This window comes from Actinotalea caeni (genome assembly GCF_009733795.1).
Lineage (GTDB): Bacteria > Actinomycetota > Actinomycetes > Actinomycetales > Beutenbergiaceae > Pseudactinotalea > Pseudactinotalea caeni.
In genome coordinates, this window is the sequence record NZ_WNXX01000006.1 from 41,104 (window position 1) to 67,223 (window position 26,120).

General features: G+C 74.1%; 26 protein-coding genes. 7 read left to right on the forward strand and 19 right to left on the reverse strand.

The window, feature by feature from the left end; genetic code table 11:
• Positions 1 to 70: 70 nt before the first annotated feature.
• From GPA02_RS07055 to GPA02_RS07095, 9 genes are all read right to left on the reverse strand, one after another.
• Complete coding sequence (locus tag GPA02_RS07055; protein ID WP_156199212.1) at positions 71 to 2,125, reverse strand: prolyl oligopeptidase family serine peptidase; 2,055 nt, start codon at positions 2,123 to 2,125, stop codon at positions 71 to 73.
• 192 nt (positions 2,126 to 2,317) lie between these two features.
• On the reverse strand, positions 2,318 to 2,932 hold the full coding sequence (locus GPA02_RS07060; protein WP_156199213.1) for a hypothetical protein: 615 nt from the start codon (positions 2,930 to 2,932) through the stop codon (positions 2,318 to 2,320).
• A 10-nt stretch (positions 2,933 to 2,942) separates the two neighbouring features.
• Positions 2,943 to 3,887: a carbohydrate ABC transporter permease gene (locus GPA02_RS07065; RefSeq protein ID WP_156199214.1), complete on the reverse strand. Its 945-nt coding sequence runs from the start codon at positions 3,885 to 3,887 to the stop codon at positions 2,943 to 2,945.
• Positions 3,880 to 4,806 carry a carbohydrate ABC transporter permease gene (locus GPA02_RS07070; protein ID WP_156199215.1) on the reverse strand — a complete coding sequence of 309 codons (927 nt, stop codon included), beginning with the start codon at positions 4,804 to 4,806 and terminating at the stop codon, positions 3,880 to 3,882. Before GPA02_RS07070 ends, GPA02_RS07065 begins: the two co-directional genes overlap by 8 nt.
• Positions 4,807 to 4,819: 13 nt before the next feature.
• Complete coding sequence (locus GPA02_RS07075; protein WP_156199216.1) at positions 4,820 to 6,085, reverse strand: extracellular solute-binding protein; 1,266 nt, start codon at positions 6,083 to 6,085, stop codon at positions 4,820 to 4,822.
• A 51-nt stretch (positions 6,086 to 6,136) separates the two neighbouring features.
• The gene (locus GPA02_RS07080; RefSeq protein ID WP_156199217.1) at positions 6,137 to 7,006 is read right to left on the reverse strand and encodes a sugar phosphate isomerase/epimerase family protein; all 870 of its coding nucleotides are present in this window, start codon (positions 7,004 to 7,006) and stop codon (positions 6,137 to 6,139) included.
• The gene (locus GPA02_RS07085) at positions 7,003 to 8,013 is read right to left on the reverse strand and encodes a hydroxyacid dehydrogenase (RefSeq protein WP_156199218.1); all 1,011 of its coding nucleotides are present in this window, start codon (positions 8,011 to 8,013) and stop codon (positions 7,003 to 7,005) included. Before GPA02_RS07085 ends, GPA02_RS07080 begins: the two co-directional genes overlap by 4 nt.
• On the reverse strand, positions 8,010 to 9,830 hold the full coding sequence (locus GPA02_RS07090) for a DUF2264 domain-containing protein (RefSeq protein WP_156199219.1): 1,821 nt from the start codon (positions 9,828 to 9,830) through the stop codon (positions 8,010 to 8,012). Before GPA02_RS07090 ends, GPA02_RS07085 begins: the two co-directional genes overlap by 4 nt.
• A 241-nt stretch (positions 9,831 to 10,071) precedes the next feature.
• Positions 10,072 to 11,136 carry a LacI family DNA-binding transcriptional regulator gene (locus GPA02_RS07095; RefSeq protein ID WP_162457720.1) on the reverse strand — a complete coding sequence of 355 codons (1,065 nt, stop codon included), beginning with the start codon at positions 11,134 to 11,136 and terminating at the stop codon, positions 10,072 to 10,074.
• 154 nt (positions 11,137 to 11,290) lie between these two features.
• On the opposite strand from GPA02_RS07095, the gene GPA02_RS07100 reads away from it, so the two are divergent.
• On the forward strand, positions 11,291 to 11,500 hold the full coding sequence (locus GPA02_RS07100) for a dodecin family protein (RefSeq protein ID WP_156199221.1): 210 nt from the start codon (positions 11,291 to 11,293) through the stop codon (positions 11,498 to 11,500).
• Between the two features lie 82 nt (positions 11,501 to 11,582).
• Positions 11,583 to 12,164 (forward strand): CPBP family glutamic-type intramembrane protease, encoded by a 582-nt coding sequence (locus tag GPA02_RS07105; RefSeq protein ID WP_204986527.1) that lies wholly within the window; start codon positions 11,583 to 11,585, stop codon positions 12,162 to 12,164.
• Here GPA02_RS07105 and GPA02_RS07110 read toward each other — a convergent pair whose 3' ends face one another.
• Complete coding sequence (locus tag GPA02_RS07110) at positions 12,165 to 13,070, reverse strand: NAD(P)H-binding protein (RefSeq protein WP_240133933.1); 906 nt, start codon at positions 13,068 to 13,070, stop codon at positions 12,165 to 12,167.
• A gap of 27 nt (positions 13,071 to 13,097) precedes the next feature.
• The gene (locus GPA02_RS07115; RefSeq protein ID WP_156199223.1) at positions 13,098 to 13,649 is read right to left on the reverse strand and encodes a hypothetical protein; all 552 of its coding nucleotides are present in this window, start codon (positions 13,647 to 13,649) and stop codon (positions 13,098 to 13,100) included.
• 127 nt (positions 13,650 to 13,776) lie between these two features.
• On the opposite strand from GPA02_RS07115, the gene GPA02_RS07120 reads away from it, so the two are divergent.
• Genes GPA02_RS07120 through GPA02_RS07130 form a run of 3 tightly spaced genes read left to right on the forward strand, consistent with a single transcriptional unit; the run spans position 13,777 to position 17,368 of the window.
• A complete protein-coding gene (locus GPA02_RS07120; RefSeq protein ID WP_156199224.1) occupies positions 13,777 to 15,213 on the forward strand; it encodes a TldD/PmbA family protein in 1,437 nt (478 codons plus the stop codon).
• A complete protein-coding gene (locus GPA02_RS07125; protein ID WP_156199225.1) occupies positions 15,210 to 16,577 on the forward strand; it encodes a metallopeptidase TldD-related protein in 1,368 nt (455 codons plus the stop codon). Before GPA02_RS07120 ends, GPA02_RS07125 begins: the two co-directional genes overlap by 4 nt.
• 11 nt (positions 16,578 to 16,588) lie before the next feature.
• Entirely contained in the window at positions 16,589 to 17,368 is a 780-nt protein-coding gene (locus tag GPA02_RS07130; protein ID WP_156199226.1) for an endonuclease/exonuclease/phosphatase family protein, read from the forward strand.
• Here the strand turns inward: GPA02_RS07130 and GPA02_RS07135 are convergent.
• The 5 genes from GPA02_RS07135 to GPA02_RS07155 form a co-directional block, all read right to left on the reverse strand.
• On the reverse strand, positions 17,365 to 18,471 hold the full coding sequence (locus tag GPA02_RS07135; protein ID WP_156199227.1) for a methyltransferase domain-containing protein: 1,107 nt from the start codon (positions 18,469 to 18,471) through the stop codon (positions 17,365 to 17,367). The two genes, GPA02_RS07130 and GPA02_RS07135, sit on opposite strands and share 4 nt — an antisense overlap.
• Positions 18,472 to 18,527: 56 nt before the next feature.
• The gene (locus GPA02_RS07140) at positions 18,528 to 19,724 is read right to left on the reverse strand and encodes a glycine C-acetyltransferase (protein ID WP_156199228.1); all 1,197 of its coding nucleotides are present in this window, start codon (positions 19,722 to 19,724) and stop codon (positions 18,528 to 18,530) included.
• Between the two features lie 34 nt (positions 19,725 to 19,758).
• The gene (tdh, locus tag GPA02_RS07145) at positions 19,759 to 20,820 is read right to left on the reverse strand and encodes an L-threonine 3-dehydrogenase (protein WP_156199229.1); all 1,062 of its coding nucleotides are present in this window, start codon (positions 20,818 to 20,820) and stop codon (positions 19,759 to 19,761) included.
• Positions 20,821 to 20,910: 90 nt separating this feature from the next.
• Positions 20,911 to 21,846 carry an L-lactate dehydrogenase gene (locus tag GPA02_RS07150; protein WP_156199230.1) on the reverse strand — a complete coding sequence of 312 codons (936 nt, stop codon included), beginning with the start codon at positions 21,844 to 21,846 and terminating at the stop codon, positions 20,911 to 20,913.
• Between the two features lie 70 nt (positions 21,847 to 21,916).
• Positions 21,917 to 22,306, reverse strand: a complete 390-nt coding sequence (locus tag GPA02_RS07155; protein ID WP_156199231.1) for a VOC family protein — start codon at positions 22,304 to 22,306, stop codon at positions 21,917 to 21,919.
• Between the two features lie 77 nt (positions 22,307 to 22,383).
• Here GPA02_RS07155 and GPA02_RS07160 point away from each other — a divergent pair, with 77 nt between their 5' ends.
• On the forward strand, positions 22,384 to 22,785 hold the full coding sequence (locus tag GPA02_RS07160) for a VOC family protein (RefSeq protein WP_156199232.1): 402 nt from the start codon (positions 22,384 to 22,386) through the stop codon (positions 22,783 to 22,785).
• A 52-nt stretch (positions 22,786 to 22,837) separates the two neighbouring features.
• Positions 22,838 to 24,271, forward strand: coding sequence for an amidase (locus tag GPA02_RS07165; protein ID WP_156199233.1), 1,434 nt, complete (start codon positions 22,838 to 22,840; stop codon positions 24,269 to 24,271).
• A 10-nt stretch (positions 24,272 to 24,281) separates the two neighbouring features.
• On the opposite strand, the gene GPA02_RS07170 is transcribed toward GPA02_RS07165, so the two are convergent.
• The 3 genes from GPA02_RS07170 to GPA02_RS07180 are packed head-to-tail and all read right to left on the reverse strand — an operon-like array spanning position 24,282 to position 26,091.
• Complete coding sequence (locus tag GPA02_RS07170) at positions 24,282 to 24,662, reverse strand: DUF1304 domain-containing protein (RefSeq protein WP_156199234.1); 381 nt, start codon at positions 24,660 to 24,662, stop codon at positions 24,282 to 24,284.
• A 56-nt stretch (positions 24,663 to 24,718) separates the two neighbouring features.
• On the reverse strand, positions 24,719 to 25,216 hold the full coding sequence (gene ybaK, locus GPA02_RS07175) for a Cys-tRNA(Pro) deacylase (RefSeq protein WP_156199235.1): 498 nt from the start codon (positions 25,214 to 25,216) through the stop codon (positions 24,719 to 24,721).
• Entirely contained in the window at positions 25,216 to 26,091 is an 876-nt protein-coding gene (locus GPA02_RS07180; RefSeq protein ID WP_156199236.1) for an LppM family (lipo)protein, read from the reverse strand. Before GPA02_RS07180 ends, ybaK begins: the two co-directional genes overlap by 1 nt.
• Between the last annotated feature and the right edge of the window lie 29 nt (positions 26,092 to 26,120).

Here is a 26,120-nt window from a genome sequence, read left to right on the forward strand (position 1 = left end):
ACCGCGACGTCGGTCACCCGGCCATTCTCACCCGGTGCGGCGGTCACGGTCGCTGCGCGGTCTCGTCGTCTCAGCCGGCCAGCCGCGACCGCAGGAACTCGTACGCCAGCGCGCTCATGTGCGCGGCCTGGTCGTTCGTGGCCGCGCCGCCGTGGCCGCCCTCGATGTTCTCGTAGTACGTCACGTCCTTGCCGGCCGCGAGCATCGCCGCCGCCATCTTGCGCGCGTGCCCGGGGTGCACCCGGTCGTCGCGCGTGGAGGTCGTGAACAGCACCGGCGGGTAGTCGCGGTCGGCGTCGAGCAGGTGGTAGGGCGAGAAGGTCCGGATGAACTCCCACTGCTCCGGGTCGTCCGGGTCGCCGTACTCGTCCATCCAGGAGGCGCCCGCCAGCAGGTGGCTGTAACGCTTCATGTCGAGCAGCGGCACCTGGATGACGACCGCGCCGAACAGCTCCGGGTAGCGGGTGAGCATGTTGCCGGTGAGCAGGCCGCCGTTGGAGCCGCCCTGCACGCCGAGGTGCTGCGGGCTGGTGACGCCGCGCGCCACCAGGTCCCGCGCGACCGCGGCCATGTCCTCGTAGGCGCGGTGCCGGTGCTGCTTGAGCGCGGCCTGGTGCCAGCGCGGCCCGTACTCGCCGCCGCCGCGGATGTTCGCCAGCGCGTACACGCCGCCCTGCTCGAGCCACGCCGAGCCGAGCGCGCCCGAGTAGCTCGGGGTCAGCGAGATCTCGAAGCCGCCGTAGCCGTAGAGCAGCGTCGGAGCCGTGCCGTCGTAGGCGAGGTCCTCACGCCGCACGAGGAAGTACGGCACCCGGGTGCCGTCGTCGGAGGTGACGAAGTGCTGCTCGGCGACCAGCCCGCTGGCGTCGAAGAACGCCGGCATCGACTTGAGCGGCTCGGGCTCGCCCATGACGCCGTCGTCACCGATCGTCGCGAGCGACAGCGTGGTCGGGGTGAGGAAGTCGGTGACGTAGAGCCAGACGTCGTTGCTCGTCACCGGGTCGACGGAGGCCACCGCCACCGTCCCGACGGTCGGGACGCCGTCGACCGCCGAGCGGACGAAGGTGCCGTCCTCGCGCGGGGTGAGCACCTCGAGCCTGTTCGTGACGTCCTCGAGCACGTTGAGCACGAGGTGATCGCGGGTCCAGGTGGCGCCGGCGAGCGAGGTCGTCTCCGTGGGCGCGAACAGCACCTGGTAGTCGGTCGAGCCGGCGAGCACGTCGTCGAGCCGGGCGGCGAGCAGCGAGCCCGCGGGGTAGGTGACGTCACCCGGGGTCCAGTCGTCGCGCAGCTCGACGGTCAGCCACTCGCGGTGGATGTCCTCCTCGGCGGACAGCGGCGTCGGCACCTGCACGAGCTCCTCGCCCTGCACGAGGTAGAGCTCGGCGGTGCGGAAGGTGATGCGGCGCGAGACGAAGGTGCGCTCGAAGCCGGGCGTCTGGTCGTGCCCGCCGCCGATGTACATGTCGTCGGGCTCGCCCTCGAAGAGGGTCTCGGCCTCGCTGAGCGGGGTGCCGCGGCGCCACCGCTTGACGATGCGCGGGTACCCGGACGGCGTCATCGACCCCTCGCCGAAGTCGGTGAACACGATCGTGGTGTCCAGCGACTCCCAGACCAGCCCGCCCTTCGCCTCCGGGCGGTAGAAGCCGCCGTCGACGAACGTCTTGGTGTGCAGGTCGAACTCGCGCGTGACGTCGGCGTCGGAGCCGCCGCGCGAGAGGTCGATGAGGACGTAGCGGTAGGCGTCGGGCGAGCCGGGGGTGCCCCGCCACGCGCTCGCGCCGTGCCACACCCAGTTCTCGCCCTCGGCCTCGTTGAGGGCGTCGAGGTCGAGGACCGTCTCCCAGTCGGGGTCGTCGGTGCGGTAGCTGTCGAGCGTGGTGCGGCGCCAGATGCCGCGCTCGTGCTCGGCGTCCTTCCAGAAGTTGTAGAGGTGGTCGCCGCGGCGGGTGACGTCCGGGATCTTCTCGTCGGAGTCGAGGATCGCGCGGATCCGCTGCTTCGTCGCAGCGAACGACGGCGTCGCGGCGAGCTCCGCCGCCTTCTCGCCGTTGCGCTCGCGCACCCAGGCCAGCGCCTCGGTGCCCTCGACGTCTTCCAACCAGGCGTAGGGGTCGTCGGTCACGCCGCCACCCTACGTGCCCGCCCCACCCCACTTTCACCGCACTGTGCAACACCCCCTTTCGCCGCTGTTCTTGCCGACGCCGTGTCGCGGGCTGAGCGTCGCCCGCGGTTGCCGTGGTGCCGGCCCGGGAAGAACGGCGGTGAGAACGGGCTGTGTTGCACAGTGCGGTGAAAGTGGGGAGGGGCGGTCGGGTCAGGCGGGGTGCGGGCCGACCTGGATGGCCGGGCGGGAGGCGCCGGGCTGGAGGCGCCACACCTGGTCGACCACCCACGCGGGGGCGGCGATGCCGCAGGCCACGGTCAGCGGGGCGAGCACGTAGGTGGGGGCGGCCAGCAGCACCGCGGGCACGGTGAGCAGGGCGCGCAGCGGGTGGGTCAGGCCGAGGTCGATCGCGGCGTCGAGCACCTCGCCACGGGGCGCGTCGAGCGGCAGCGTCGCGGCCGCCCGCACGTAGCAGGCGGTCATCGCCGCGGCCGCCCAGTGCACCGGCACCAGCAGCCCGACGAGGAACACCCGCGCCGCCCCCTCGGTCCCCTGTACCAGCAGCGCGACCGTCGCGGCCACCGCCGCCAGGTGTGCGAGCGCGCCGAGCGAGACCGGCAGGTCGCGCCACCACGTGCGGCGCAGCTGGCGCAGCACCACGGACCCTGCCTCGTCGGCGTGGTCGTCCAGCCGCGCCATCACGCGCTGGGCGCCCGCCGTCGCCGGCACGAGGCCGAGCACGACGACGGCGAGCAGCCCCGCCCAGGTGGTCGCCACGAACGCCGCGGGCACCCGCAGCCACCGCATCAGCCGCATCTCGCGCATCACCGCACCGCTACTTGATGCCCGTCGCGACCATGCCGTTGACGAACTGCCGCTGGAAGATCGCGAACAGCACGATCATCGGCACCGCCGCCATCGCGGTCCCCGCCATCAGCAGGTTGAAGTCCGTCCCCGCCTCCTGCCGGAACACCGACAGCCCCAGCTGGATCACCCGCATCTCCGAGCGGGACGTCACCAGCAGCGGCCACAGGAAGTTGTTCCACCCGGACTCGAAGGCGAGCAGCGCCACCGTCAGCATGCCCGGCTTGATCAGCGGGCTGATGATGCGCGAGTAGATGCGGATCTCGCCCGCGCCGTCGAGCCGCGACGCCTCCATCAGCTCGGTCGGGGTGCCGAGGTAGAACTGCCGGAACAGGAAGATGTAGAACGGCGACACCAGCCCCGGCACCAGCAGCGCCGGCCAGGAGTCGATCCACCCGATGCCGTCCTGCCCGAACAGGTTGTTGCCGCCCGCGAGCGGCACGTGCCGGACCATGAGGAACTCCGGGATGACGATCGCGTAGAACGGGATCATCATCGAGGCCAGCACGAACGCGAACACCACGGTCGAGCCGCGGAACCGGATCTTCGCCAGCGCGTAGCCGGCCATCGACGCCAGCACGAGGTTCGACAGCGTGTGCGTGAGCGCGATCACGAAGCTGTTCCGCGCGTAGGTGAGGAACGGCGCCGTCGCCAGCGCGGTCGAGAAGTTCTCCCAGTGCCACTCGCGCGGCAGCAGCGGCATGTCGACCGCGAACAGCTCCTGCGGCGTGCGCACCGCCGTGAGCAGCATCCACAGGAACGGTGCGGCCATCACGACCGCCACCACGGTCAGCAGCACGAACAGCAGCAGCCGGCGGGTGCGGCGCCGCTGCGACGCGGTGCGTCGCGGCGTCCGCGCGACCTCGTCGACCGCGACGGCTGCCCGCTCCTCGGCCTGCTCGAGCACGTCAGTCATCGCGGCCTCCCGTCAGCCTGCGGGCGAGCACGGTCAGCACCACCAGCACCACGAGCAGGACCACGGACTGTGCCGAGGCCAGGCCCATGCGGAACTGCTGGAACGCCGTCTCATAGATCTCGTAGGTGACGACCGTCGTCGAGTTGGCGGGCCCGCCCGAGGTCAGCACGTAGATGAGGTCGAACGTCTGGAAGTTGCCGATGATCGAGGTGACGAGGATGAAGAACGTCGTCGGCGCGAGGATCGGGACGGTGATGTGCCGGAACCGCTGCACGGCCGACGCGCCGTCGATCTCGGCCGCCTCGTAGAGCTGCTGGTCGATCGTCTGCAGCGAGGCGAGGTAGATCATCGTCTTGAGCCCCAGGCCCTGCCAGATCGTCACGAGGATGACGGCGGGCAGCGCCTGCGAGGGCGAGTTGAGGAACGGCTGGTTCGGGATCCCGAGGAAGCCGCCCACGTAGTTGAGCAACCCGTTCTGGCCGGGGGAGTAGATCCAGAGCCAGATCATCGCGATCGCCACGGTCGCGGTGACGTGCGGCAGGAACACCGCGGTGCGGAACGCCCCGGTGCCGCGCACGCCCTGGTTGAGCAGCACCGCCAGCACCAGCGCCAGCAGCATCGACACCGGGATGCCGACCGCCGCGATGATGAGGTTGTGCCACATCGCCCGCCAGAACAGCGGGTCGTTCGCGATCGCGGTGTAGTTGCTGATCCCCGCCCAGGACGGCGGGTTGAGCATGTCGTAGTGGGTCAGGCTCAGCAGCATCGCCACGAGGATCGGGAACCCGGTCCAGAGCGCGATGTGGAGCGTGGCAGGCAGTGCGAAGACCCAGCCCCACACCGCCTGCCGGCGCGCCAGCGTCTGGCGCCGCGGTGCCCGCCGACCCGTGGCGGCCGGAGCCGCGGTGGTCGTCGTCATCGTCGGCGGCCTCTCAGACCCTCGTGAGGGCGTCGTTGGCGAGCGACGCCAGCGCGTCGATCGCCTCCGCCGCCGTCTTCTGCCCGACCACGGCGGCCTCGATCTCGCCCTCGACGGCGCCGCGCACCTCCATCCAGGCGGGGCTGCCGCCCTCGTACGCGGTCGCGTACTCGAAGTTGTCGATGATGTAGGTCGCCATGAGGTTGTCGGTGACGATCGGGTCGTCCAGGTCGTCGCGCGAGGGCACCTTGCCGACCATCTCGACGGCGGGGAGCATGTTCTCCGGCTCCAGCAGGAACGACACCAGCTCCTGCACGAGCTCGGGGTCCTTGCTGCGCGAGGACACCGCCAGCAGGGTGCCGCCCTGGAACATCACCGGGTCGCCGCCGTCGGCCGACGGCAGCAGCATCATCCCCATGCTCTCGGGGGTGACGAGCTCCGGCGTCTGCTCGGTCAGGCTCGGCCACGCGGAGGAGTTCTGCAGGTCGATCGCCGCGACCTTCTGCTGCCACGGCCGCGGCTGCCCCTCGGCGCCCTGGACGCTGAAGTCGATCGTGCCGTCGTCGACGAGGTCGAGCAGGTACTGCAGGGCGTCGACGCCGGAGCCGTCGGTGAAGGCGACCGACATGCCGTCCTCGCTGAACATCGAGCCGCCGAAGGCGCCGAGGAGGTGCGCCCACACCTGGCGCAGGTTCTGCGTGAACAGGTCGATGGCGACGCCGCCGTCGGGCTTGACCTCCTTGAGCATCTCGCGGAAGTCCTCGAGGTTCGTCGGGAGCGCGTCCTCGCTGATGCCGGCCTTGTCGAACATCTCGCGGTGGTACATGAGGATGCGGCCGTCGACGAAGTACGGCATCGCGTAGGTGGTGCCCTCGTAACCGGCGACCGTGAACAGGTTCTCGTTGATCGCCTTGCCGTCGGCGAGGGAGTCGGGCAGCTCGGCGAGGACGCCCTTGTGCGCGAACGGCTCCACCCAGCCCGCGCCGAGCATGATGAGGTCGGCGACGACGCCGCCGGCCACGGCGGCCGAGAGCTTCTCGTTGAGGCGGTTCCAGTCGGTGTAGTCGACGGCGAAGCTCGTGTCGGGGAAGCCGGAGAGGATGGTCCCCTCGAACGTCTCCTTGCCCTCGGTGCCGGCGAACTCCGGCGTCAGGATGCTCACGCGTCCGGTGCCGCCGCCTCCGCCGCCGGTGCCGCCGCCAGACCCGCAGGCTCCGAGCAGCAGGCCGCCGACGCCGAGACCGGCCGCGGTCAGGAAGTTCCGACGGTTCAGCTCCATTGCTTGTCCTCCTTGTCGCCGCCGTGGCGGCCCTGGGTGCCGTGACGCTCGTCAGCGGCGGGTGGTGGGTGCTTCGTGCGGTGGTGGGGCGGCCGCGACCGCGGTGACGGCCGCGGAGACGGCGTCGGCCAGCGGGGCGGCGTCGCGACGCCAGTGCCGCTCCCACTCGAGCGAGAGCGGGCCGCGGTAGCCGCGCCCGGCGAGCAGCGCGAGCGCGGGGTCGAGCGGCAGCGCGCCGGCGCCCTGCAGGACGGGGGTGGTGTCCTGCCTGCTGGGGACGTCCTTGATCTGCACGTACCCGCGGTCGTCGAGCAGGTAGGGCAGCAGGTGGTCGGCGCTCTCCTCGAGCGCCTCACCGACCCGCCAGGGGTGCAGCAGGTCCCAGATCGCGCCGACGCTCGGGTGGTCGGCGACGCGGTCGAGCACGCGGGCGACGTCGCGCCCGCGGGGGTGGGAGTCGTGGGTCTCGACGAGGACGCCGACGCCGAGGTCGGCGGCCTGCGCGGCGGTGGCGGCGAGCACCTCGGCGGCGCGGGTGTCGGCCGCCTCGACGTCGGCGACCGGGGGCAGCTCGTCGGGGGCCACCGGCGCCGCGGGGGCGCCGGGGAAGACCCGCACGTAACGGCCGCCGAGGTCGGCGGTGAGCTCCAGGTGGCGGCGCAGCGACGCCGTCGTGCCGGGGTCGGGGGAGGCGACCTTGACCCGGCTGGCGACCGTGAGCACGCCGACGCCGGCGTCGGCGAAGGTCGCGCGCACCTCGGCCCGCTCGCGCGCGGTCAGGCCGACGTGGACGGGCGCGTCGTCGGCGGTACGGAGCTCGACGGCGTCGATCCCGTGCCGTGCGAGCAGCGCCGCGACGTCGGCGAGCGACTCCTCGACGGCGCCGAGCGTGGAGACGGCGAGCCGCCAGCGGGCGCTCATGCGATCACCGCCAGCTGCTCGCGACGCACCTGGCTGACCAGCGGCTCGCCGCGCACCAGCCGCTCCAGCTCGTCGAGCGTGTGCGCGCTCATGCGCCGGGTCTCGGGCCCCTGCGACCCTGCGATGTGCGGCGTCAGCATGACGTTGGGGAGCCGGTAGAGCGGGGAGGTGCGCGGCAGCGGCTCGGGGTCGGTGACGTCGAGCATCGCGTTGAGGCGACCGCTCACGCACTCGCGGGTGAGCGCCTCGGTGTCGATGATCGCGCCGCGTGCGGTGTTGATCAGCGTCGTGTGGTCGCGCATCAGGCCGAGCTCGCGTGCGCCGATCATGCCGCGCGTGCTCGGCAGGTCGGGCGCGTGGACCGTGACGACGTCGCTGCGGCGGAGCAGGTCGTCGAGGGAGGTCGGCTCGGCGCCGGCCGCGCGGATCGCGTCGGCGTCGACGACCGGGTCGTGCACGAGCACACGCCAGCCGAGCGGCTGCAGCAGCCCCACGGTGAGGCGGCCGATGCGCGAGAACCCGACGACGCCGACCGTGACGTCGTGGTTGCTGGCGACCCCGAAGCGGTCGCGGTGGCGGAACCAGTCCGGCGCGCCCTCGCCCGCCGCGGCGGCGAGGTAGGGGGCGCGCTTGCCCGCCAGGATGATCGCCCCGAGCGTGAACTCGGCGACCGGGACGGCGTTGGCTCCCGCGCTGGTCGTGACGACGACGCCGCGCTCCCACAGCGCGTCGGTGCACAGCTGGCGCACGGTGCCGGCCGCGTGCAGCACGGCGCGCAGCCGGGGTGCTGCCGCGAGCACGTCGGCGTCGATCGGCGGGCACCCCCACGAGGTGATCAGCACCTCGACGTCGGCCAGCAGCGCGTGGGCCTGCGGGGTGTCGAGACGCTCGACGTGAAGGGTCGCCGGCAGGTCGGCCAGCGCGTGCAGCCGGGCGAGCTCGGCGGGGCCGAACTGCGTGGTGAAGGCGTAGTCGCTCATGGCGAGCAGCGCGCGGGGCCGCCTCATGCGAGCACCTCCCGCGGCGGGGCGGGGACGGTGCGGCTCGCCGGGGCCACCGCCGTCACGGGCTCCTGCCACGCGGCGGGGTCGGGTCGGCGGCTGCCGAGCACGGCGCAGGCGAGCACGTGGGTGCCGGGCTCGAGCGTGCCGCGCAGCATCGGGACGACGGTGCGCGGCACCAGCAGGTTGGTGTTCGGCGCGGCGCGCACCACCTCGCCGGCCCGGCCGCCGGCGAGGTCGCGCAGGCCGCTGAACCCCGCCGGGTAGGAGGCGCTCGCCTCGCCCGCGGTCGCCGTCCGGGCCCCGACCGTGGTGGCGACGGTGTCGCCCGTGCGGTCGAGCGCCCAGCCGCCCTCGGCGGTGTGCAGCGCGCGGTCGGTGCGGATCCGGTGCACGCGCACGTGCCACGGCAGCTGCGGCCACAGCCACGTCTCGATCTCGACGTCGGGCCACGGCTGCCAGCGGGTCCACACCATGCCGTCGCCGACGCGGGACTCCAGCGGTGCGCGGCGGCCGCGCCAGTGCAGCCCGTCCTCGCTCAGCACCAGCGTGGAGTCGGCCGCCTGCTCCGCCAGCCCGTTCCCGCTGGAGGGGACGCTGACGCCGAACACCGTCGAGTACGCGAGCTTGTCGTACTTCTCGGGACCGTGGCGGAACTGGTCGCCGTCCTGCCCACCGGCGAGCGCGAACACGTGCTCGCCGTCGCGGTCGTCGCAGAGCACGAGCAGCGGCCGCTGCTGCGTCCGGACCGGCTCGCGGGGGGCTGGGGCCGGCGTCGACGCCCAGAAGGGGTGCTCGTCGCCGACGGCGAGCGGCAGGAAGGCCTTCGCCGCCCAGTACGGGGAGCCAGGGGAGTTGTAGGTCTCGGCCATGAGCTGGTTGGGGTAGCCGTAGCCGATCGGGAGCACGCCGCGGTCGTCGACGTCGCGGCCGCGCCACCACTCGAGCTGGCGCGTGTAGAGCCCGCGGACCTGCGGCCACGGCAGCGCCTCGACGTCGGCGAAGGCCAGGGCGCCCCAGAACGCGGCGGCGGCGAACCGGTAGGTGAGGCTGCGCCCGTAGGGCAGCGTCGCGCCGTCGTCGTCGTACCAGTGCGCGAGGTCGGTCGCCGCGACGGCGGCGCGCTCGCGGAACCGCTGGGCGCGGCCCGGGTCCGTCTCGCCCGCGAGCCGGGCGTAGATCAGGCCGTAGAAGTGGAAGGCCCACGGCACGTAGTGGTCGCAGCGGCCGCTCGGGCCGTCGGCGTACCAGCCGTCGCCGAGGTAGAACGACTCGAGCCGGTCGAGCGCCGCCGCTGTCGCGCCGGCGTCCTGCAGCGGGGAGCCCACGCGGCCCAGCCCGAGGTTGACGAGCACCCGGAAGAACAGCCAGTTGTTGTCGTTGCAGTCGACGGCGTTGATGCGCGCCAGCCAGTCGGCGAGGTGGTCGCGCGCCTGCGGCGGGAGCGGGTCCCACAGCCGTTCCGGCACCATCGCCAGCCCGAGCCCGAGGGCGGCCATCTCGACGAGGCGCTGGTCGCGGTCGCCCGCGAGGCCCCAGTAGCCGGGCGAGGCCGGGTCGCTGCCGCTCGCCAGCCCGGCGAGCACCGGGTCGAGATCGATGTCCGCGCCGCCGGCGACGAGCGGCATCAGGCCCCACAGGGGGCGGGCGAAGCCCTCGAGACCGGCCGCGACGTCGTCGAAGTGCGCGCCGGTCCCACCCAGGTGCGCCTGGCCGCCGTCGAGCCGCTGCCGCACGGGCTCCCAGAGCGCCGTCGCGAACGAGGCGACCTCGTCGCGCGTCGTGCGCGGGCCGGTGAGCTCGGGTGCGACCAACGGGACCATCGGTTCCTCTCCGGTGAGGACGCGGGCGGGTGCTGCGCGCGAAGCACGGCGATGAAAGCTGTTACATCTGCGGTGCAACACGCTACGTCAGGGTTCGAGGAGGGTCAAGGTCGTTGCCGTGCGTTCCACGGAGCGCAGGTGCGCCCGCCGCCCGCGTGACGACGTGGCCGTCGTACGAGGTCGCGTCAGGTCGGCAGGGTCGCGCGGGAGGTCGCGCGCCGGTCACGCGCGGCGACCGGCGTCAGGACGCGGTCGGCTCGCTCGCGCCGCCGGGCCGCACGGCCAGGCGCTTGGTCGACTCCCGCACGACGACGTGGGTGCCGATCCGTACGTGCTTCTCGCCGCCGCCGTACAGCGCCATGCGCGCGGCGGTGCGGCCCATCTCCAGCCGTGGCACGTGCAGCGTCGTGAGCGGCGGCCACAGGTCGCGCGCCATCGGGACGTCGTCGAAGCCCACGACCGACAGGTCGTCGGGCACGCGCCGCCCCATCTCCCGGGCGGCGGCGAGGATGCCGGCCGCGAGCTCGTCGTTGGCGGCGACGATCGCGGTGACGTCGCGCTCGAGGAGGGCCCGGCCGTGCCGGTAGCCGGCGTCGCGCTGCATCGTCACGGGCACGATCAGCGACTCGTCGACCGGGATGCCGAAGTCGGTGAGCGCGTCGCGGAAGCCGTCGGCACGCATGCGCCCCGTCGCGTAGGACGACGGCCCGGCGAGGTGGGCGATGGCGGTGTGCCCGAGCGAGAGCAGGTAGGTCGTGATCGCGTGGGCCGACGCCCGCGCGTCGTAGGAGACGACGTGCACCGGTGCGTCGGGCGAGCCGGTCCAGGGCCGGCCGCACAGCACGAGCCGGGCGCCCGCGCGCTGCATCGCCGCGGCGCGCTCGGCGATGCGGTCCTGGTGGTCGGTGTCGCCGACGCTCGCGCCGATGATGATCGTGGCGTCGACGTCGCGCGTGCGCATCGTGTCGATGAACTCCAGCTCGCGCTCCGCCGAGCTGGCGGTGGTGCCGATGAGGGTCGCGATGCCGGCCGCGCGCGCCTGCTCCTCGATGCCCGCGGCGATACCGGTGTAGTAGGCGCTGCTGAGGTGGGGCAGCGCGATCGCCAGCGTGCCCGACAGGCTGGAGAGCGTCCGGGTGGTCGAGGCCCGGTAGTCGAGCTCGTCGACGGCGGCCATCACCCGGTCCCGCGTCTCGCGGGGTGCGGTGTAGGTGTTGTTGAGGATGCGCGAGACCGTCGCGACGGACACGCCCGCGCGGGCGGCGACGTCGCGCACCGTCGTGCGGCGACCGGTTCCTGCTCGCATCCTCACCTCATCGGGTCGCGGGTGTAACACGTTACACCCGCGCGGCAGCGTGGACGCCTTCCGACCCCGTCGCGCGTCGTTGCGGGCGTGCTCGACGACCGACACGATGGAGGCCAGGCCGTCAGCGACGGCGGCCCCAACCGAGGGAGTCATCATGGCCAGCTCGATCGCCCGTGTCACCACGATCACGGCACGCTCCGACGTCAGCTTCGAGGACGCGATCCAGGCCGGTGTCGGGCGTGCGGCGCAGACGCTGCGCAACGTCTCGGGCGCCTGGGTGAAGGAGCAGAAGGTCGAGGTGTCCGACGGCGCGATCACCGCCTACCAGGTGGTGCTCGAGGTGACCTTCGTCCTCGACGACTGAGCTGAGCACCTCGGCTGCGCCCGGTCCGGGGACCGCGGCGCCGGACGGGCTGCGCCGCCGCCGGCTGGTCTGCCTGGCGACGGTGCTGGTCGGCGCCGTCGTGCTCGCGGTCTCGCTGCGCATCCCGCCCGGCGACCCGGCGTTCTACGGCGCCACGCTCGCGCTGGCGGCGGTGTGGGTGGTCGGTGCGCTCGCATCCGGGCCGCTGCGACTGGGCCGGGTCGGCCGCGACGACGGCCCGCGTCCGGTCCTCGCCCCGCTGCTCGTCGGGCTGGCGCTCGCGGGCGTCTTCGTCGTCGGTGCGCTGCTGGTGCGCGAGCTGCCGGTCCTCGGTGACCAGGTCCGCCACGTGCTGGGCTTCGCCGCCGAGGGGCCGCTCGCGCTCGTGCTCGCCGTCACCGTCGTCAACGGCGTGGCCGAGGAGCTGTTCTTCCGCGGTGCGGTCTACGCCGCCGCGCCGCGTGCGCCGATCGTCGTCGCGACGGTCGCGAACGTCGCGGCCGTCGTCGCCTCGGGCAACCTCATGCTCGGGTTCGCCGCCGCCGTGCTCGCCGTCGTCGTCGGGCTGCAGCGGCGCGCCACGGGCGGCGTGCTCGCGCCCGCGATCACGCACGTGACCTGGTCGAGCGTGATGCTGCTCGCCCTGCCGCAGGTGTTCGGCTAGTCAGCCGCCGTCGGCCTCGCGCTCGGCGAGCGCGAGCCGGACCGCCTCGGCGTAGGGCGTCGGCTCGAACGGGACCAGGTCGCGGATGCTGGTGTCGCGCTGCAGCACCGCCACCCCCATCGAGTCGATGAGGTTGCGCCCCGTGGTGACGTCGACGTCGGTCACCAAAGCGAGCCAGTACGAGGACAGCCGCGGCGTGAGCACCGGCACCGGCACGATCGGCAGCGAGCGGCCGAGCACCTGCTCCGCCGCGACCTGCAGCATCTGCAGGTAGGTCAGCCGGTCGGGACCGCCGATCTCGAACGTGCGGCCGTAGGCCTCCGGGCGCCCGACGACGCCAGACAGGTAGCGCACGACGTCGCCGACGGCGATCGGTTGCGTGGGCGTCGTCGCCCAGCGGGGCACGATCATCGCAGGCAGGTTGCGGACCAGCTGCCGGGTCAGCTCCCACGACACCCCGCCGTGGCCCACGACGACCGCCGCACGCAGGGTCGTGACCGGCACGCCCGCGGCACCGAGGTGGCGCTCGTTGCGACGGCGGCTGCGCAGGTGCACCGACAGCTCGCCGTCGTCGTCGGGCCCGAGGCCGCCCAGGTAGACGATCTGCTGCACGCCGGCACGCGCGGCCGCGGTGCCGAACGCGAGCGCGGCGGCCTGGTCGAGCGCCTCGAAGTCGGGGTGGTCGAGCGAGTGCACGAGGTAGACGGCGACGTCGACCCGGTCGAGCGCGGCAGCCAGGCTGTCCGGGTCGCCGACGTCGCCGCGCACCGCGCGCCCGGGGCCGTCGTAGCCCTCGGGCCGGCGCGTCATCGCGCGCACGTCGTGCCCGGCGTCGAGCAGCGCCGGCACCAGCCGGCGCCCGACGAAACCGGTCGCGCCCGTGACGAGGACCCTCAGGGGTGACATCGCCTCAGTCTGGCAGGCGCACCGTCGTCAGGCGCAGGACCGGGCGAGCTCGAAGACGATGATCCCCTCCGCGGCGTACCGTGCACCGCCGGACCGGTACTCCACGCGGAGGACGCCGGTCGTGCCGACGCCGCGGAGCAGCACGACGACGTCGTAGCGGGTGCCCGCCTGCAGCCGCGCCCCCTGGGCCGGGACCCGCTCGTCCCAGGGGATCCCTTCGCCGTCGGGCCCGTCGCCCTCGATGCCGGCGAGCCGCATCGCACCGATGGCGACGGCGTCCCCGCGCAACGGCATCACGACGACGTCCACCAGCTCGACACCCTGGGTGTCGAGGAGCTCGGCGCGCTCGACCTCGAGGTCCGCCGTCGGCTGCACCTGCTGCCCGAACGCGACGACCTCGTCGCCGACGACCGAGATGCACGCCTCCGCCCGGCCCTCCCCGCCCAGCCCGAGCGGACCGCCGGGCCACCGGACGCCGCTCACGACCACCTCGACCACGATCGCGACCACGGCGAGCGCCGCCACGAGCCAGACCGCCTGCCACCGCGACGTCGCGCGCCGTCGGCCGAGCACGTCCATGCGGTTCCTCTCCGCCGGCTCCACCCCGAACCGTCTGCCGCGAGGCTACCGCCGAGCGCACGCCTGCACAGTCGTCCTCGACGCCCGGCCCGCTCGGCTCTTGCGCGGCGCGATAGCGTCGGCGATCGTGACCCACTTCGACACCGCCACCGCCGCGGTCGAGGCGGCGCTGGCTGCGGGGGCGTCCTACGCGGACGCGCGTCTGATGTCCCGCAGCGCCGAGCGCATGCTCGCCCGCAACGGCGAGATCGCCGACACCACCCGCACGAGCGACGTCGGGATCGGCGTGCGCGCCCTGGTCGGCTCCAGCTGGGGCTTCTTCGCCACCTCCGACCTCGACGGCGGCGCCCGCCGCGCCGGCGAGCAGGCCGCCGAGATCGCGGCCGCGAGCGCGCGGGTGCCGATGCGGGCGGCCCGCATGGTGCCCGCCGAGCCGGTCGTGGCGAGCTGGAGCAACCCGGTCGTCACCGACCCCGCCGACGTCAGCGAGTCCGACAAGGCCGACCTGCTCGTCGCCGCCACGAGCGCGATGCGCGAGCACGGCGCCGACGTCGCGACCGGCACCCTCACGTTCTGGGACACCAGCAAGTGGTTCGTCTCCAGCGAGGGCCACCGCATCGACCAGCGGATCCGCGAGGCCGGCGGCGGCATCGAGGCGACCGCGGTCGGCAACGGCGAGACGCAGCGACGCTCCTACCCCAACAGCATGGGCGGCCAGCTCGGCACCCGCGGCTGGGAGCTCGTCGAGGAGCTGGACCTCGTCGGGAACGCGCCGCGCGTCGCCGAGGAGGCTCGTGCGCTGCTGACGGCGCCCGAGTGCCCGGCCGGCGTCACCGACGTCATCCTCGACGGCAGCCAGGTGGCGCTGCAGATCCACGAGTCGGTCGGGCACGCGATCGAGCTCGACCGCATCCTCGGCTGGGAGGCCGCCTACGCCGGCCGCTCCTGGCTCGACCTCGACAGGCTCGGCAGCCTGCGCTACGGGTCGGACCTCATGTCGATCGCGATCGACCCGACCTTCCCGGGTGCGCTCGGCTCGTTCGGGTACGACGACGAGGGCACCCCCGCCGCGAAGCGGATGGCGGTCGACGCCGGCACCTGGGTGGGCGTGCTCGCCGGGCGCGACTCGGCCGCCCTCGCGGGCCTCGACTACGCCGGCAGCGTCCGCTCCGACGGCTGGCGACGGCTGCCGATGGTCCGCATGACCAACGTGGGCCTCGAGCCCGGGCCGCACACCCTGGAGGAGATCGTCGCGGCGACCGACGACGGCATCTACATGGAGACCAACCGCTCCTGGTCGATCGACGACCGCCGGCTCAACTTCCAGTTCGGCTGCGAGATCGCCTACGAGATCAAGAACGGGAAGCGGGGCCGCATGCTCAAGAACCCCACCTACACCGGCATCGGGCCGCGGTTCTGGCAGTCGATGGACATGCTCTCCTCGGAGATCGTGCCGTGGGGCCTCGGCAACTGCGGCAAGGGGCAGCCGGGCCAGGTCGGGCACACCGCTCACCCCGCGGCGCCCGCCCGGTTCCGCGACGTGCGGGTGGGGGTGCGGGCATGAGCGCGATCGCCGACGCCGCGGCACGCGCCGTCGAGGCGGTGACCGACCGGCTCCCCGGGGCCGAGGTCGTCGTCGAGGTCGAGCGCGCCGAGGACCATCTCACGCGGTTCGCGGACTCCGCGATCCACCAGAACGTCGCCGACGACACCTGGTCGGTCGGCGTGACGGCGCACCACGAGGGCCGCACCCTCACGGTCACCTCCGACCTCGCCGGCGCCGGCGACGGGGAGTCGCTCACGGCGCTCGCCGAGCGGCTGGTGTCGTCGCTGCCGCTCGCCCCGCGCGACCCGCGCTGGCCCGGCGTCGCGGAGCGCGCCGAGGTCCCGGCACCCGCCGAGCAGCCCGGCACCTCGCCGGTCGAGCGGGCCGACGCCGTCGCGGCGTTCGTCGACGGCGCGGGCGGGCTGCCCGCGTTCGGGTACGTCCGCACCGAGCGCGCACACGTCGCGGTCGCCACGAGCGGCGGCCAGCTCGCGACGATGCTCACGTGCGCCACCGCGATCGACGGCATCGCGAGCCTCGACGGGGTCGACGGCGTCTTCCGCCGCCGCGCGCACACGCTCGCCGAGCTCGACCCCCACGCCGCCGGTGCGCTCGCCGCCGCCAAGGCGCGGGCGGCCCAGGACGCCGTCGAGCTGGAGCCGGGGCGCTACGAGGTGGTGCTGGAGCCGACCGCGGCCGCCAACATCGTCTCGACGCTCGCGCTGTACGGGTTCAACGGGCGCATGGCGCTCGACGGCGCGTCGTTCGTCGAGGTGGGCGCCGAGCAGCTCGACCCGGCGATCACCGTGGTCGACGACGCTCCCGGATGGGGCGTCACGATCGACGGCGAGGGCACACCGACGCAGCGTCACGTGCTCGTCGACGCCGGCCGCAGCACGATGCTCGCGCACGACCGACGTACCGCTGCCGAGGCGGGCGCCCGGTCCACCGGGCACGGCTTCGGCATCGGCATGCCGGTGCCGGCGCACACCCGCATCGAGGCCGGTCCGCAGGCGCCCGCCCCCGCGGCGGCGCCGGCGCACGTCAACCCCGCCGCGGCGCCGCTGCTGCCGGGGGCCGGTGCGTCCTCGCGCGCGCTGCTGGTCTCCGACTTCTGGTACACCCGCGTGCTCGACCCCCGCCAGGTGACGGTGACCGGGCTGACGCGCAACGGCGTCTGGCTGGTCGAGGGCGGTGAGATCGTGGGCGCGGTCGCCAACGTCCGGTTCACGCAGTCCTACCCCGGCGCGCTCGCGCCGGGTCAGGTGCTGGGTGTCGGGCCCGTCGCGGTGACCGACCCGAGCTCGTGGTCGGCGACCGCCTACGGCGCGCCCGCGCTGCACCTCGCGTCGTGGAACGTCACGGGCAACGCCTCCGGCTGAGGGCGCGCGCCGTGACGTCGCTGATGTTCTGGAACCTCTGGACCGTCTCGCACGAGCTCCGGGCCGGGGACGAGACCCGTTGGCGGCAGCAGGTCGCCGTCGTGCGGCGGCACGCGCCCGACGTCCTGTGCGTCACCGAGGGGTGGGGCTGGGACCTCGACGACCGCGCGCTCTTCGAGCGCGCGAAGGCCGACCTGGGCTACCCGCACGGCGTCCTCCACGAGGCCAAGACGGGCTGCCACATGGCGGTCCTCTGGCGCGCCGGGATCACGCTGCTCGCCGAGCACCACCAGCCGCACGCCGAGTCCTGGTGGCACGGCTACTACCGGGTGGTCCTCGAGGTGCCGGACCAGCCGCGACCGCTCGCCGTGGTCGGCACCCACCTCAACCCGTTCGACCCGACGCTGCGCCGCATCGAGTCGTCGTGGCTGCGGGTCGCGCTGCCCGCGTCCGACCACGGGGTGCTGGTCATGGACGCCAACACCGTCGCACCGGGCGACCCCGAGCCCGAGCCGGGGCCCTCGACGCACCAGCTCGGCAGCGAGACCGCCGACCGCACCCCGCTGGCCGCGCTGGCGGCCGCGGGGCTGGTCGACGTCGGCGCCGCGCTCGGCGACCGCAGCCCGACCACCGGTCACCTCGTCAGCGACGAGCGCGGCGTCGTCGACCGCGCGATGCGGCTCGACCAGGCGTGGGTGACACCGTCGGTGCAGGTGCGCGGGTACGCCGTCGTGCGCGACCCGGAGACCGAGACCGCCTCCGACCACCGGCCGATCCTGCTGGAGCTCTAGACGCCGGACCGTTCCAGCAGCACCAGCACCTCGGCGTGGTGGTTCTGCGGGAACATGTCGAACAGCTGCGCGCGCACGGGCCGCAGGCTCGGCATCGCCGCGAGGTCGCGCGCGAGCGTGCTCGGGTTGCAGCTGGAGTACAGCACCAGCCGGGCCGCCGAGGCCTCCAACCGCGGTGCGAGCGCGCCGATGCCCCGCCGCGGCGGGTTGACGACGACGAGGTCGGCGCCGAGGTCGCCGGCCGCCGTCGCGTCGCCCACCTCGAACCGCGCGGTGCTGCCGCGCCGCCGCGCGGCGAGCCGCGCGCCGTCGACCGCCTCGGCGCTGGTCTCGACGCCGACGACCTCGCGCCCCGGGCGGGCGAGGTGCAGCGCGAACCCGCCGACGCCGCAGTAGAGGTCGGTCACCGAGCCCGGTGCGGCGTCGTCCACCCACGCGGCGGCGGTGCGGTACAGCCCGGCGGCGACGGCGCTGTTGGTCTGGAAGAAGCCGCCCGGCCGCAGCAGCAGGTCGACGTCGTTCATCCGCATCGTGAGCAGCTGGTTCTCGGTGAGCGGGACCTCCTCGCGGCCCTCGGTCAGCGCCGCGTGCTGGGGCAGCAGGTTCGCCGAGACCACGACGGCGTGCGGCAGCCGCTCCCGCAGCCACGGCAGGTGCTTGCGCAGCCGCGGCAGCGCCTCGGTCGAGCGCAGCACGAACCGCACCATCAGCTCCCCGGCGGGCGAGGCCGTCACCAGCACGTGCTTGAGCTCGCCGCGGCGCTCGGGCACCGAGTACGGCGTCAGCCGTGCGCGCGTGACCAGCTCGCGCAGCACCGGCAGCGCCGCCGCCACCGGGGCCTCGTGCAGCGGGCAGCCGACGAGGTCGACGCCCAGCCCCGCGCCGTCGAGGATCCCCAGCGAGGGGGCCTCGACCGTGCCCGCGACGACCATCTTCGCCTTGTTGCGGAACCCCGCCTCCGCGCTGCGGAACGGCTCCTCCCACGCGGTCGGCCCGACGGCGTCCCGCGCCACCGCCTGCTTGCTCACCAGCTGCTGGGGGTAGCCGATCTCCAGCAGCGTGCACGAGCGGCACCTGCCGGCCGCGTAGTAGGAGCAGTCCATCGGCCCCCAGCCTCGCACGCCCGGGGGCCGACGGACGGCACCGCCGGCGCCCGGGCTCAGCCGAGGCTGCGGCGTGCCTCCACGAACGCCGCCACGCAGGCCTCGACGTCCTCGCTCGTGTGCGCGGCCGAGAGCTGCACCCGGATCCGCGCCTTGCCGCGCGGCACCACCGGGTAGGAGAACGCGGTGACGAAGACGCCGAGGTCGAGCATCCGCGCCGCGACGTCCACGGCGAGCACCGCGTCGCCGAACATCACCGGCACGATCGCGTGCTCGCCGTCGAGCAGGTCGAAGCCCTCCTCGGTCATCCGGCGACGGAACAGCGCGGCGTTGGCGAACAGCCGCTCGCGCAGCTCGCCGGCGCCCGTGACCAGGTCGAGCGCGGTGAGGGTGGCGGCGACGATCGCGGGCGCGACCGAGTTCGAGAACAGGTAGGGGCGGCCGCGCTGGCGCAGCAGGTCGACGATCTCCCGGCGGCCGCTCACGTACCCGCCCGAGGCGCCGCCCAGCGCCTTGCCGAACGTGCCGGTCCAGATGTCGACGCGGTCGGTGACGCCGAAGTGCTCCGGGGTGCCGGCACCGGTGGCGCCCATGAACCCGACGGCGTGGGAGTCGTCGACCATGACGAGCGCGCCGTGCTCCTCGGCCGCGTCGCAGATCTCCGGCAGCGGCGCGAGGTAGCCGTCCATCGAGAACACGCCGTCGGTGACGACGACGACGCGGCGGGCGCCGCCGTCGCGCGCCGCGCGCAGCTGGGCACGGAGGTCGTCGACGTCGCGGTTGCGGTAGCGGAACCGCGCCGCCTTGCTGAGCCGGACGCCGTCGATGATCGAGGCGTGGTTGAGCTCGTCGGAGACGATCGCGTCCCCGGCGCCGAACAGCGGCTCGAACACCGCGCCGTTGGCGTCGAAGCACGAGGAGAACAGGATCGTGGCCTCGGTGCCGAGGAACACCGACAGCCGCCGCTCCAGCTCCAGGTGGGTGTCCTGGGTGCCGCAGATGAACCGCACCGACGCCATCCCGAAGCCCCGCTCGTCCAGCGCCCGCTTGGCGGCGGCGACCAGGTCGGGGTGGTCGGCCAGGCCCAGGTAGTTGTTGGCGCAGAAGTTGAGCACCTCGCGCTGCGGCTGCCCCGCCAGCGCCGCCTGGATGCGCGCGCCCTGCGGCGTCGTGATCTCGCGCTCGGGCTTCTCCAGGCCGGAGGAGCGGATCTCGGCCAGCTCGGCGGCGAGGTCGTCCTTGATCGCGTACATGGGGCCTCCTCGGGCGTGGGCGGTGGTGCGGCGGCTACAGGCGGGTCCAGTCGAGCACGACCTTGCCGCTGCTGGCGCTGCCGGTGAGCTCGAAGGCGCGCCGCCAGTCCCGGGCCGGCAGCACGTCGGTGATGACGCCGGTGATCGCCTCCCGCAGCCGGGGGCTGCTGGAGATCATCGCGGTCATGGCGTTCCAGGTCTCGAACATCTCGCGGCCGTAGATGCCCTGCAGCGTGAGCATGTGCGTGACGACGACGGCCCAGTCGATGTCGATCGGGGCGCTCGGCAGCCCCAGCAGCGCGATCCGGCCGCCGTGGTTCATGTTGCGGATCACCTCGGGCAGCGCGCTCGGGTGACCCGACATCTCCAGCGCGACGTCGAAGCCCTCCTTGAGCCCGAGCTCGCGCTGGGCGTCGGCGATCGTCTGGGCGCTGACGTCGAGCGCGAGGTCGACGGCGCCCATCCTCTCGGCCAGGTCGAGCCGAGGGCGCGACACGTCGGTGATCGCGACGTAGCGCGCGCCCGCGTGGCGAACCACCGCCGCGGCCATGAGGCCGATCGGGCCCGCGCCGGTGATGAGCACGTCCTCGCCGATCACCGGGAACTTCAGCGCGGTGTGCACCGCGTTGCCGAACGGGTCGAAGATCGCGCCGAGCTCGGGGGAGACCAAGGAGGTGTCGCCGTCGTGCCCGTGCACCCACACGTTCTCCTGCGGGATGACCACCCGCTCGGCGAACGCGCCGTCGCGGTTGACGCCGACCCCGCTGGTGTGGATGCACATGTGACGCCGCCCGGCGCGGCAGTTGCGGCAGATGCCGCACACGACGTGACCCTCGCCGGAGACCCGGTCGCCGACGCGGACGTCGCGCACGTCGCTCCCGACGGCGACGACCTCGCCGTAGAACTCGTGGCCGGGCACGACCGGCGGGCTCAGCGTCGCCGCCGCCCACGCGTCCCAGCGCTCGATGTGCAGGTCTGTGCCGCAGATGCCGGTCGTGAGGACCTGCACGGTGACGTCGGTCGGCCCCGCGGCGGGCTCGGGGACCTCGGTGAGCTCGAGGCCCGGGTGCGGCCCGGTCTTGAGGAGCGCCTTCACGGGGTCGACGCTACCCGGTCCGTCCGAGTGGTGAGACACGCGGGCGGCGCCGGTCCACGCGCGACGCGGGTCTCGCCGTCGACCGGGTGCTCAGAAGCCGAGGTCGCGTGCGACGCGCCGGATCTCCTCGGCGCTCGCGCGCAGGCCCGCGACCTCCGCCTCGGTCATCGGCACGTCGAGGCGGCGCTCGATGCCGCTGCGGCCGACCACCGACGGTACCGACAGGCAGACGTCGTCGATGCCGTGGTAGCCCTCGAGCATCGAGGAGACCGGCAGCACGCTGTGCTCGTCGCGCAGCACCGCCTCGATGATCCGGCTCCCGGAGACGCCGATCGCGTAGTTGGTGGCGCCCTTGCCGCTGATGATCTCGTAGGCGGCGTGCACGACGTCGTGCGCCATCCGGTCGCGCTCCTCGGCCGGCACGAGGTCGGTCACCGGGACGGCGCCGACGGTCGCGGTGCTCCAGAGCGGGATCTCGCTGTCGCCGTGCTCGCCGACGATGTAGGCGTGCACGTTCTGCACCGCCACACCGCAGCGGGAGGCGAGCAGGCCGCGCAGCCGCGCGGTGTCGAGCACGGTCCCGGAGCCGAACAGCCGCTCCGGCGCCGCGCCGGTGAGCTTCTGGGCGACGTAGGTGATGACGTCGACCGGGTTCGTCACCATGACGATGATCGCCTCGGGCGCGACCTCGACCAGCTGCGGCATCAGGGTCCGCATGAGGTTCGTCGTCGAGGCGGCGAGGTCCAGCCGGGTCTGGCCGGGCTGCTGCTTGGCCCCGGCGGTCACGGCGATGATGTCGGCGTCCGCGCAGGCCTGGATGTCGTCGGAGCCCTCGACGTGCGCGGCCGGCACGAACTGCAGCCCCTGCCGCAGGTCGAGCGCCTCGGCACGCACCTTCGCCGCGTCGATGTCGTAGAGCACCACCGAGCGCGCGAGGCCCTGCATGAGGCTCGCGTAGGCGAGCGTGGACCCGACCGACCCGGCGCCGACGACGGCCAGCTTCGTTCCCGTGCTGCTCTCGATCACCGGTCCATGCTGTCAGCCGCGCGCCGTCCGTGTCGCGTGCTCGGCGCGACGACCTGCGGTCGTCGTGCCGTCAGGGCCAGGTGGTCGCGTGACGGTCGAAGTCCTCGCCGGTCTGCACCGGCACCACGCAGAACACGTGACCGCCCGGGTCCTGGAGGATCGCGTAGGACTCGTGGCGTTCCACGACCTCCGCGCCCAGGCCGACGACGCGCGCGATCTCGGCGTCGACGTCGTCGGTCTCGATGTCCAGGTGCACGCGCGGTGCGGTGCCGGACCCGGTGCGCTGCAGCGCGAGCTGGACACCGCCCTCGAAGGGGCGCAGCTCCTCGTAGGGGTGCTCCGCCGTCGCGCGCTTCTCCTGCCGTGGGGTGCCCTGCGCCGCGGCCCAGAAGTCCGCGGCTGCGTCGAACCGCTCGGCCGGGTGGTCGATGAGGACGACGCCGATCCTGCTCCGATGCATGCCCGCCACGCTAGGCGGGCGGGCGGCCGTCGGCAATCCCGTTGCGTCGCGGGTGCGGGTCCGCGAAGACTGCCGTGATGACCTCGCGCATCTCGCACACGAGCATCGACTGCCGCAACGCCTACGAGCTGTCGGAGTGGTGGCGGCAGCTGCTGGACTACGTCGACGTGGCGGACGACCCGAACGAGCCGGGCCACGAGGAGTGCATGATCCTCGCTCGCGACGGCAGCCACCACGTGCTGTTCATCGAGGTGCCCGAGGCCAAGACGGTCAAGAACCGCCTGCACTTCGACCTGCGCCCCACGGACCGCACCCAGCAGGAGGAGGTCGACCGGCTGGTCGGCGTCGGCGCCACCGTGCTCGCCGACTGCCGCGGCCAGTACGGCCCGGGCACCGGCTGGGTGACGATGGCCGACCCGGAGGGCAACGAGTTCTGCGTGCTCCGGGGCGACGGCGAGCTCGCGGCGACACCGGGCTGACCGCCGCCGCCGGGACGGCGGCCGCGCCGGCTCGCCGCCTAGGGTGGTCGGCGTGACCGAGATCCACGAGCTCAGCGCACGCGCCCTCGCCGGCGCGATCCGGTCCGGCGAGACCACCCCGCAGGAGGTGCTCGCCCACACGCTCGAGCGGGCCGAACGGCTCGGGCCGGGGGTCGGCGCGTTCGCGCGGCTGACCCCCGACCTCGCTCGTCGGCAGGCCGACGACGCGGCCGCCCGGCTCGCCGACGGCGACCCCGCGCCCCTGCTGGGCGTGCCGCTGCCGATCAAGGACCTCACCATGGTCGCCGGGGTCGAGATGACGGCCGGCAGCGCCGCGATGCGGGGCTTCGTGCCGGAGGTCGACGACGGCGTCGTCACCCGGCTGCGGGAGGCCGGCACGGTCATGCTCGGCAAGACCTCGACGCCGGAGCTCGGGCTGCCGCCCTACACCGAGCCGGACATCGGCCCGCCCGCCCGCAGCCCGTGGGACCCGACCCGGTCGGCCGGCGGCTCGTCCGGGGGAGCGGCGGCCGCCGTGGCGGCGGGGATCGTCCCGGTCGCGCACGGCAGCGACGGCGGCGGTTCGATCCGCATCCCGGCGGCGGCGTGCGGGCTGGTCGGCCTCAAGCCGAGCCGGGGCCGCATCAGCACCGGCCCGTACGGCGTCGACGGCGCGGCGCTCGCCACCCACGGCGTGCTCACCCGCGACGTCCGCGACACCGCGCTCGCGCTCGACGTGCTCGCGCAGGGGTGGCCGGGCGACGACCGGGTGCTGCCGCCCCCGGCCGCCGGGTCGTTCCTGGCGGCCGCCGACGCCGACGTGACGCCGCTGCGGGTCGGGGTGCTGACGACCCCGATCATCACGCCGGACGCGCCCGTGCACGCCGAGGCGCTGGCCGCCGTCGAGCGGGCGGTCGGGCTGCTCGCGGCGATGGGGCACGAGGTCACCGAGGTGCCGCCGCCGTTCCCGGCGGAGAAGTGGCTGCCGTTCCTCGACGTGTGGTCGGTGATGGCGGCGAGCGCGCCGCTTCCGCCGGAGGTCGAGCCGCTGCTGGTGCCGTTGACGCGGTGGATGCGCGAGCGCGGCCGCGGCGTGGCCGCGGTGACCTACGCCGACGCGATCGCCGCGGGGCAGCGGCTGCAGCGCGAAGCGGCGCAGACCTGGGCGGGCGTCGACGTCGTCCTCAGCCCCACGCTCGCCCAGCCGGCGCCGCGCATCGGCGAGATGCGCGACGACGACGACCCCGAGGCCGACTTCTGGGCGCAGTGCGCGTTCACGCCGTGGACCTCGACCTGGAACATCCTCGGCGCCCCGGCGATCTCGCTGCCGCTCCACCACGCCCCCGCGGAGCAGGGCGGCCCGGTGCTGCCGTGGGGCGTCATGCTCGGCGCCCGCACCGGCCGCGAGGACCTGCTCCTCGGCCTCGCCGCCGCCCTCGAGGCCGCCGCGCCCTGGCCGCTGGTGCCGGGGAGCGGGGTGAGCTGAGGACGGCTGCTCAGAGCGTCGACGCCGCCAGCGCGAGGAGCGCGAGCAGCGGCAGCGTGCCCTGCACGGCGGCGGGGCGGACCTTGGTCCGGTCGGTGACCACGAGCACGAGCGCGGCGGCGAGCATCGAGCCGGTGCCCGCGCACAGCAGCGCCACCGACACCGGCCGGCTCGAGCCGGCCGCGACGATCCCGGCGATCGTCACCAGCGCGAGGAACAGGTTGTAGAAGCCCTGGTTGAGCGCGAGCTGCTTCGTCGCACGCGCCTGCTCGGCCGACAGCCCGAAGACGCGGCGGGTCGCCGGTGCCTCCCACCGCAGCGACTCCAGCACCCAGATGTAGACGTGCAGCAGCGCGGCGAGCCCGGCGAGCGCGAGTGCGACGGCGACCATGCGGGCATCCTCCTCCGGCGCGGCGCCGTCGGCCAGGAATCGATGGGTCGGCCCGGTCAGCGGGCGATCGTGGCGAGCACACCGCCGGTGACGGCGAGCAGGTCCTCGGGCGCGAGCTCGAGGTCGAGCCCGCGACGGCCGCCGGAGACGAGCACGGTCTCGTGGGCCGCGGCGGCGTCGTCGAGCACGGTCGGCAGCCTGCGCTTCTGTCCGATCGGACTGATGCCGCCGACCACGTAGCCGGTCAGTCGCTCCGCCGCCCGCGGCTCGGCCATGCCTGCGCGCTTGGCACCCAGCGCGGCGGCGATCGCCTTGAGGTCGAGCTGCCGGTCGACCGGCACGATCCCGACCGCGCACCCGCCCGGCCCGCCCTCGAGGTCGACGAGCAGCGTCTTGAAGACCCGCCCCGGCTCGACCCCCAGCGCCTCGGCGGCCTCCATCCCGTACGACGCGGCGGCGGGGTCGTGCTCGTAGGCGTGCAGCACGTAGCGCACGTCCGCGGCGTCGAGCGCGACGGTGGCCGGTGTGCCACCGCCGCCGTGACGGCGTGCCATCAGCGGCGCCTCCCGCGCGGTGCCCCGCCACGGCCGGCGGGGCGTCCCTTGCCGCGGCGCTCGTCCTTGGCGGCGGCGAGCATGTCGTCGAGCTTCGACGTCGAGCCGCCGCGTGCCGCGGCCTGCCGGGCGCGGAAGCCGCCGTCGGCGGGTGACCGGTCTTGGGCGGGCCGTCGGCGGCTCAGCCGCCACGCGACGACGGCGCCGATGCCTGCCACGACGACGAGCACGAGCAGCGGCACCGGCACCCGCGACCACCACGGCACCGGACCCACGGAGGAGACCGCGAGCATCGTCGGGTCGGTGCTCTCGTCGAGCTCCCAGGTCACGGTGCGCCCCTCGAGGCGGCCGTCGTGCTCGATCACGTCCTCGGGCATCGTCACCGACAGCCGCACGGTCCACGGCGGCCGCTCGGCGTCGGGGTCCTGGTCCTCGCCCGCGCCCAGCACGGACAGGTCGCCGCGCAGCACGTAGCTGTCGCCCTCGCGCGTGATCGTGAGCGCGCCGTCGCTCGCGTCGGCCAGACGGTCGGCGGGGACGTCGTCGAGCGTCAGCGTGACGCCGGTGAAGCCGTCCTCGGCGAAGGGCTCCCCGGTGACGCCGTCGCCGGCGTTGGTGGCGAGCTCCTCGACGATCACGTCGCCCAGGCGGGCCGGGTCCTGGCCCTGCGAGACCGCCCACTCGTCGGAGACCGCCACCAGCACGGTGCCGGAGACGGTGCCCGCCGCGTCCCCGGCCGTCCCGTGGAGCGTGAGGTCGCCGTCGACGCGCACGCAGCCCGCGAGCACCAGCAGCCCCAGGACGGCGGCCAGCACCAGTCGTGCCGCCCGCCCCGCGGGGCGCGCGCCGGGCCCGTGCGTCCTGTGCTCGCTCACCCGAGCACCTTACGCACCCACCCCACCCC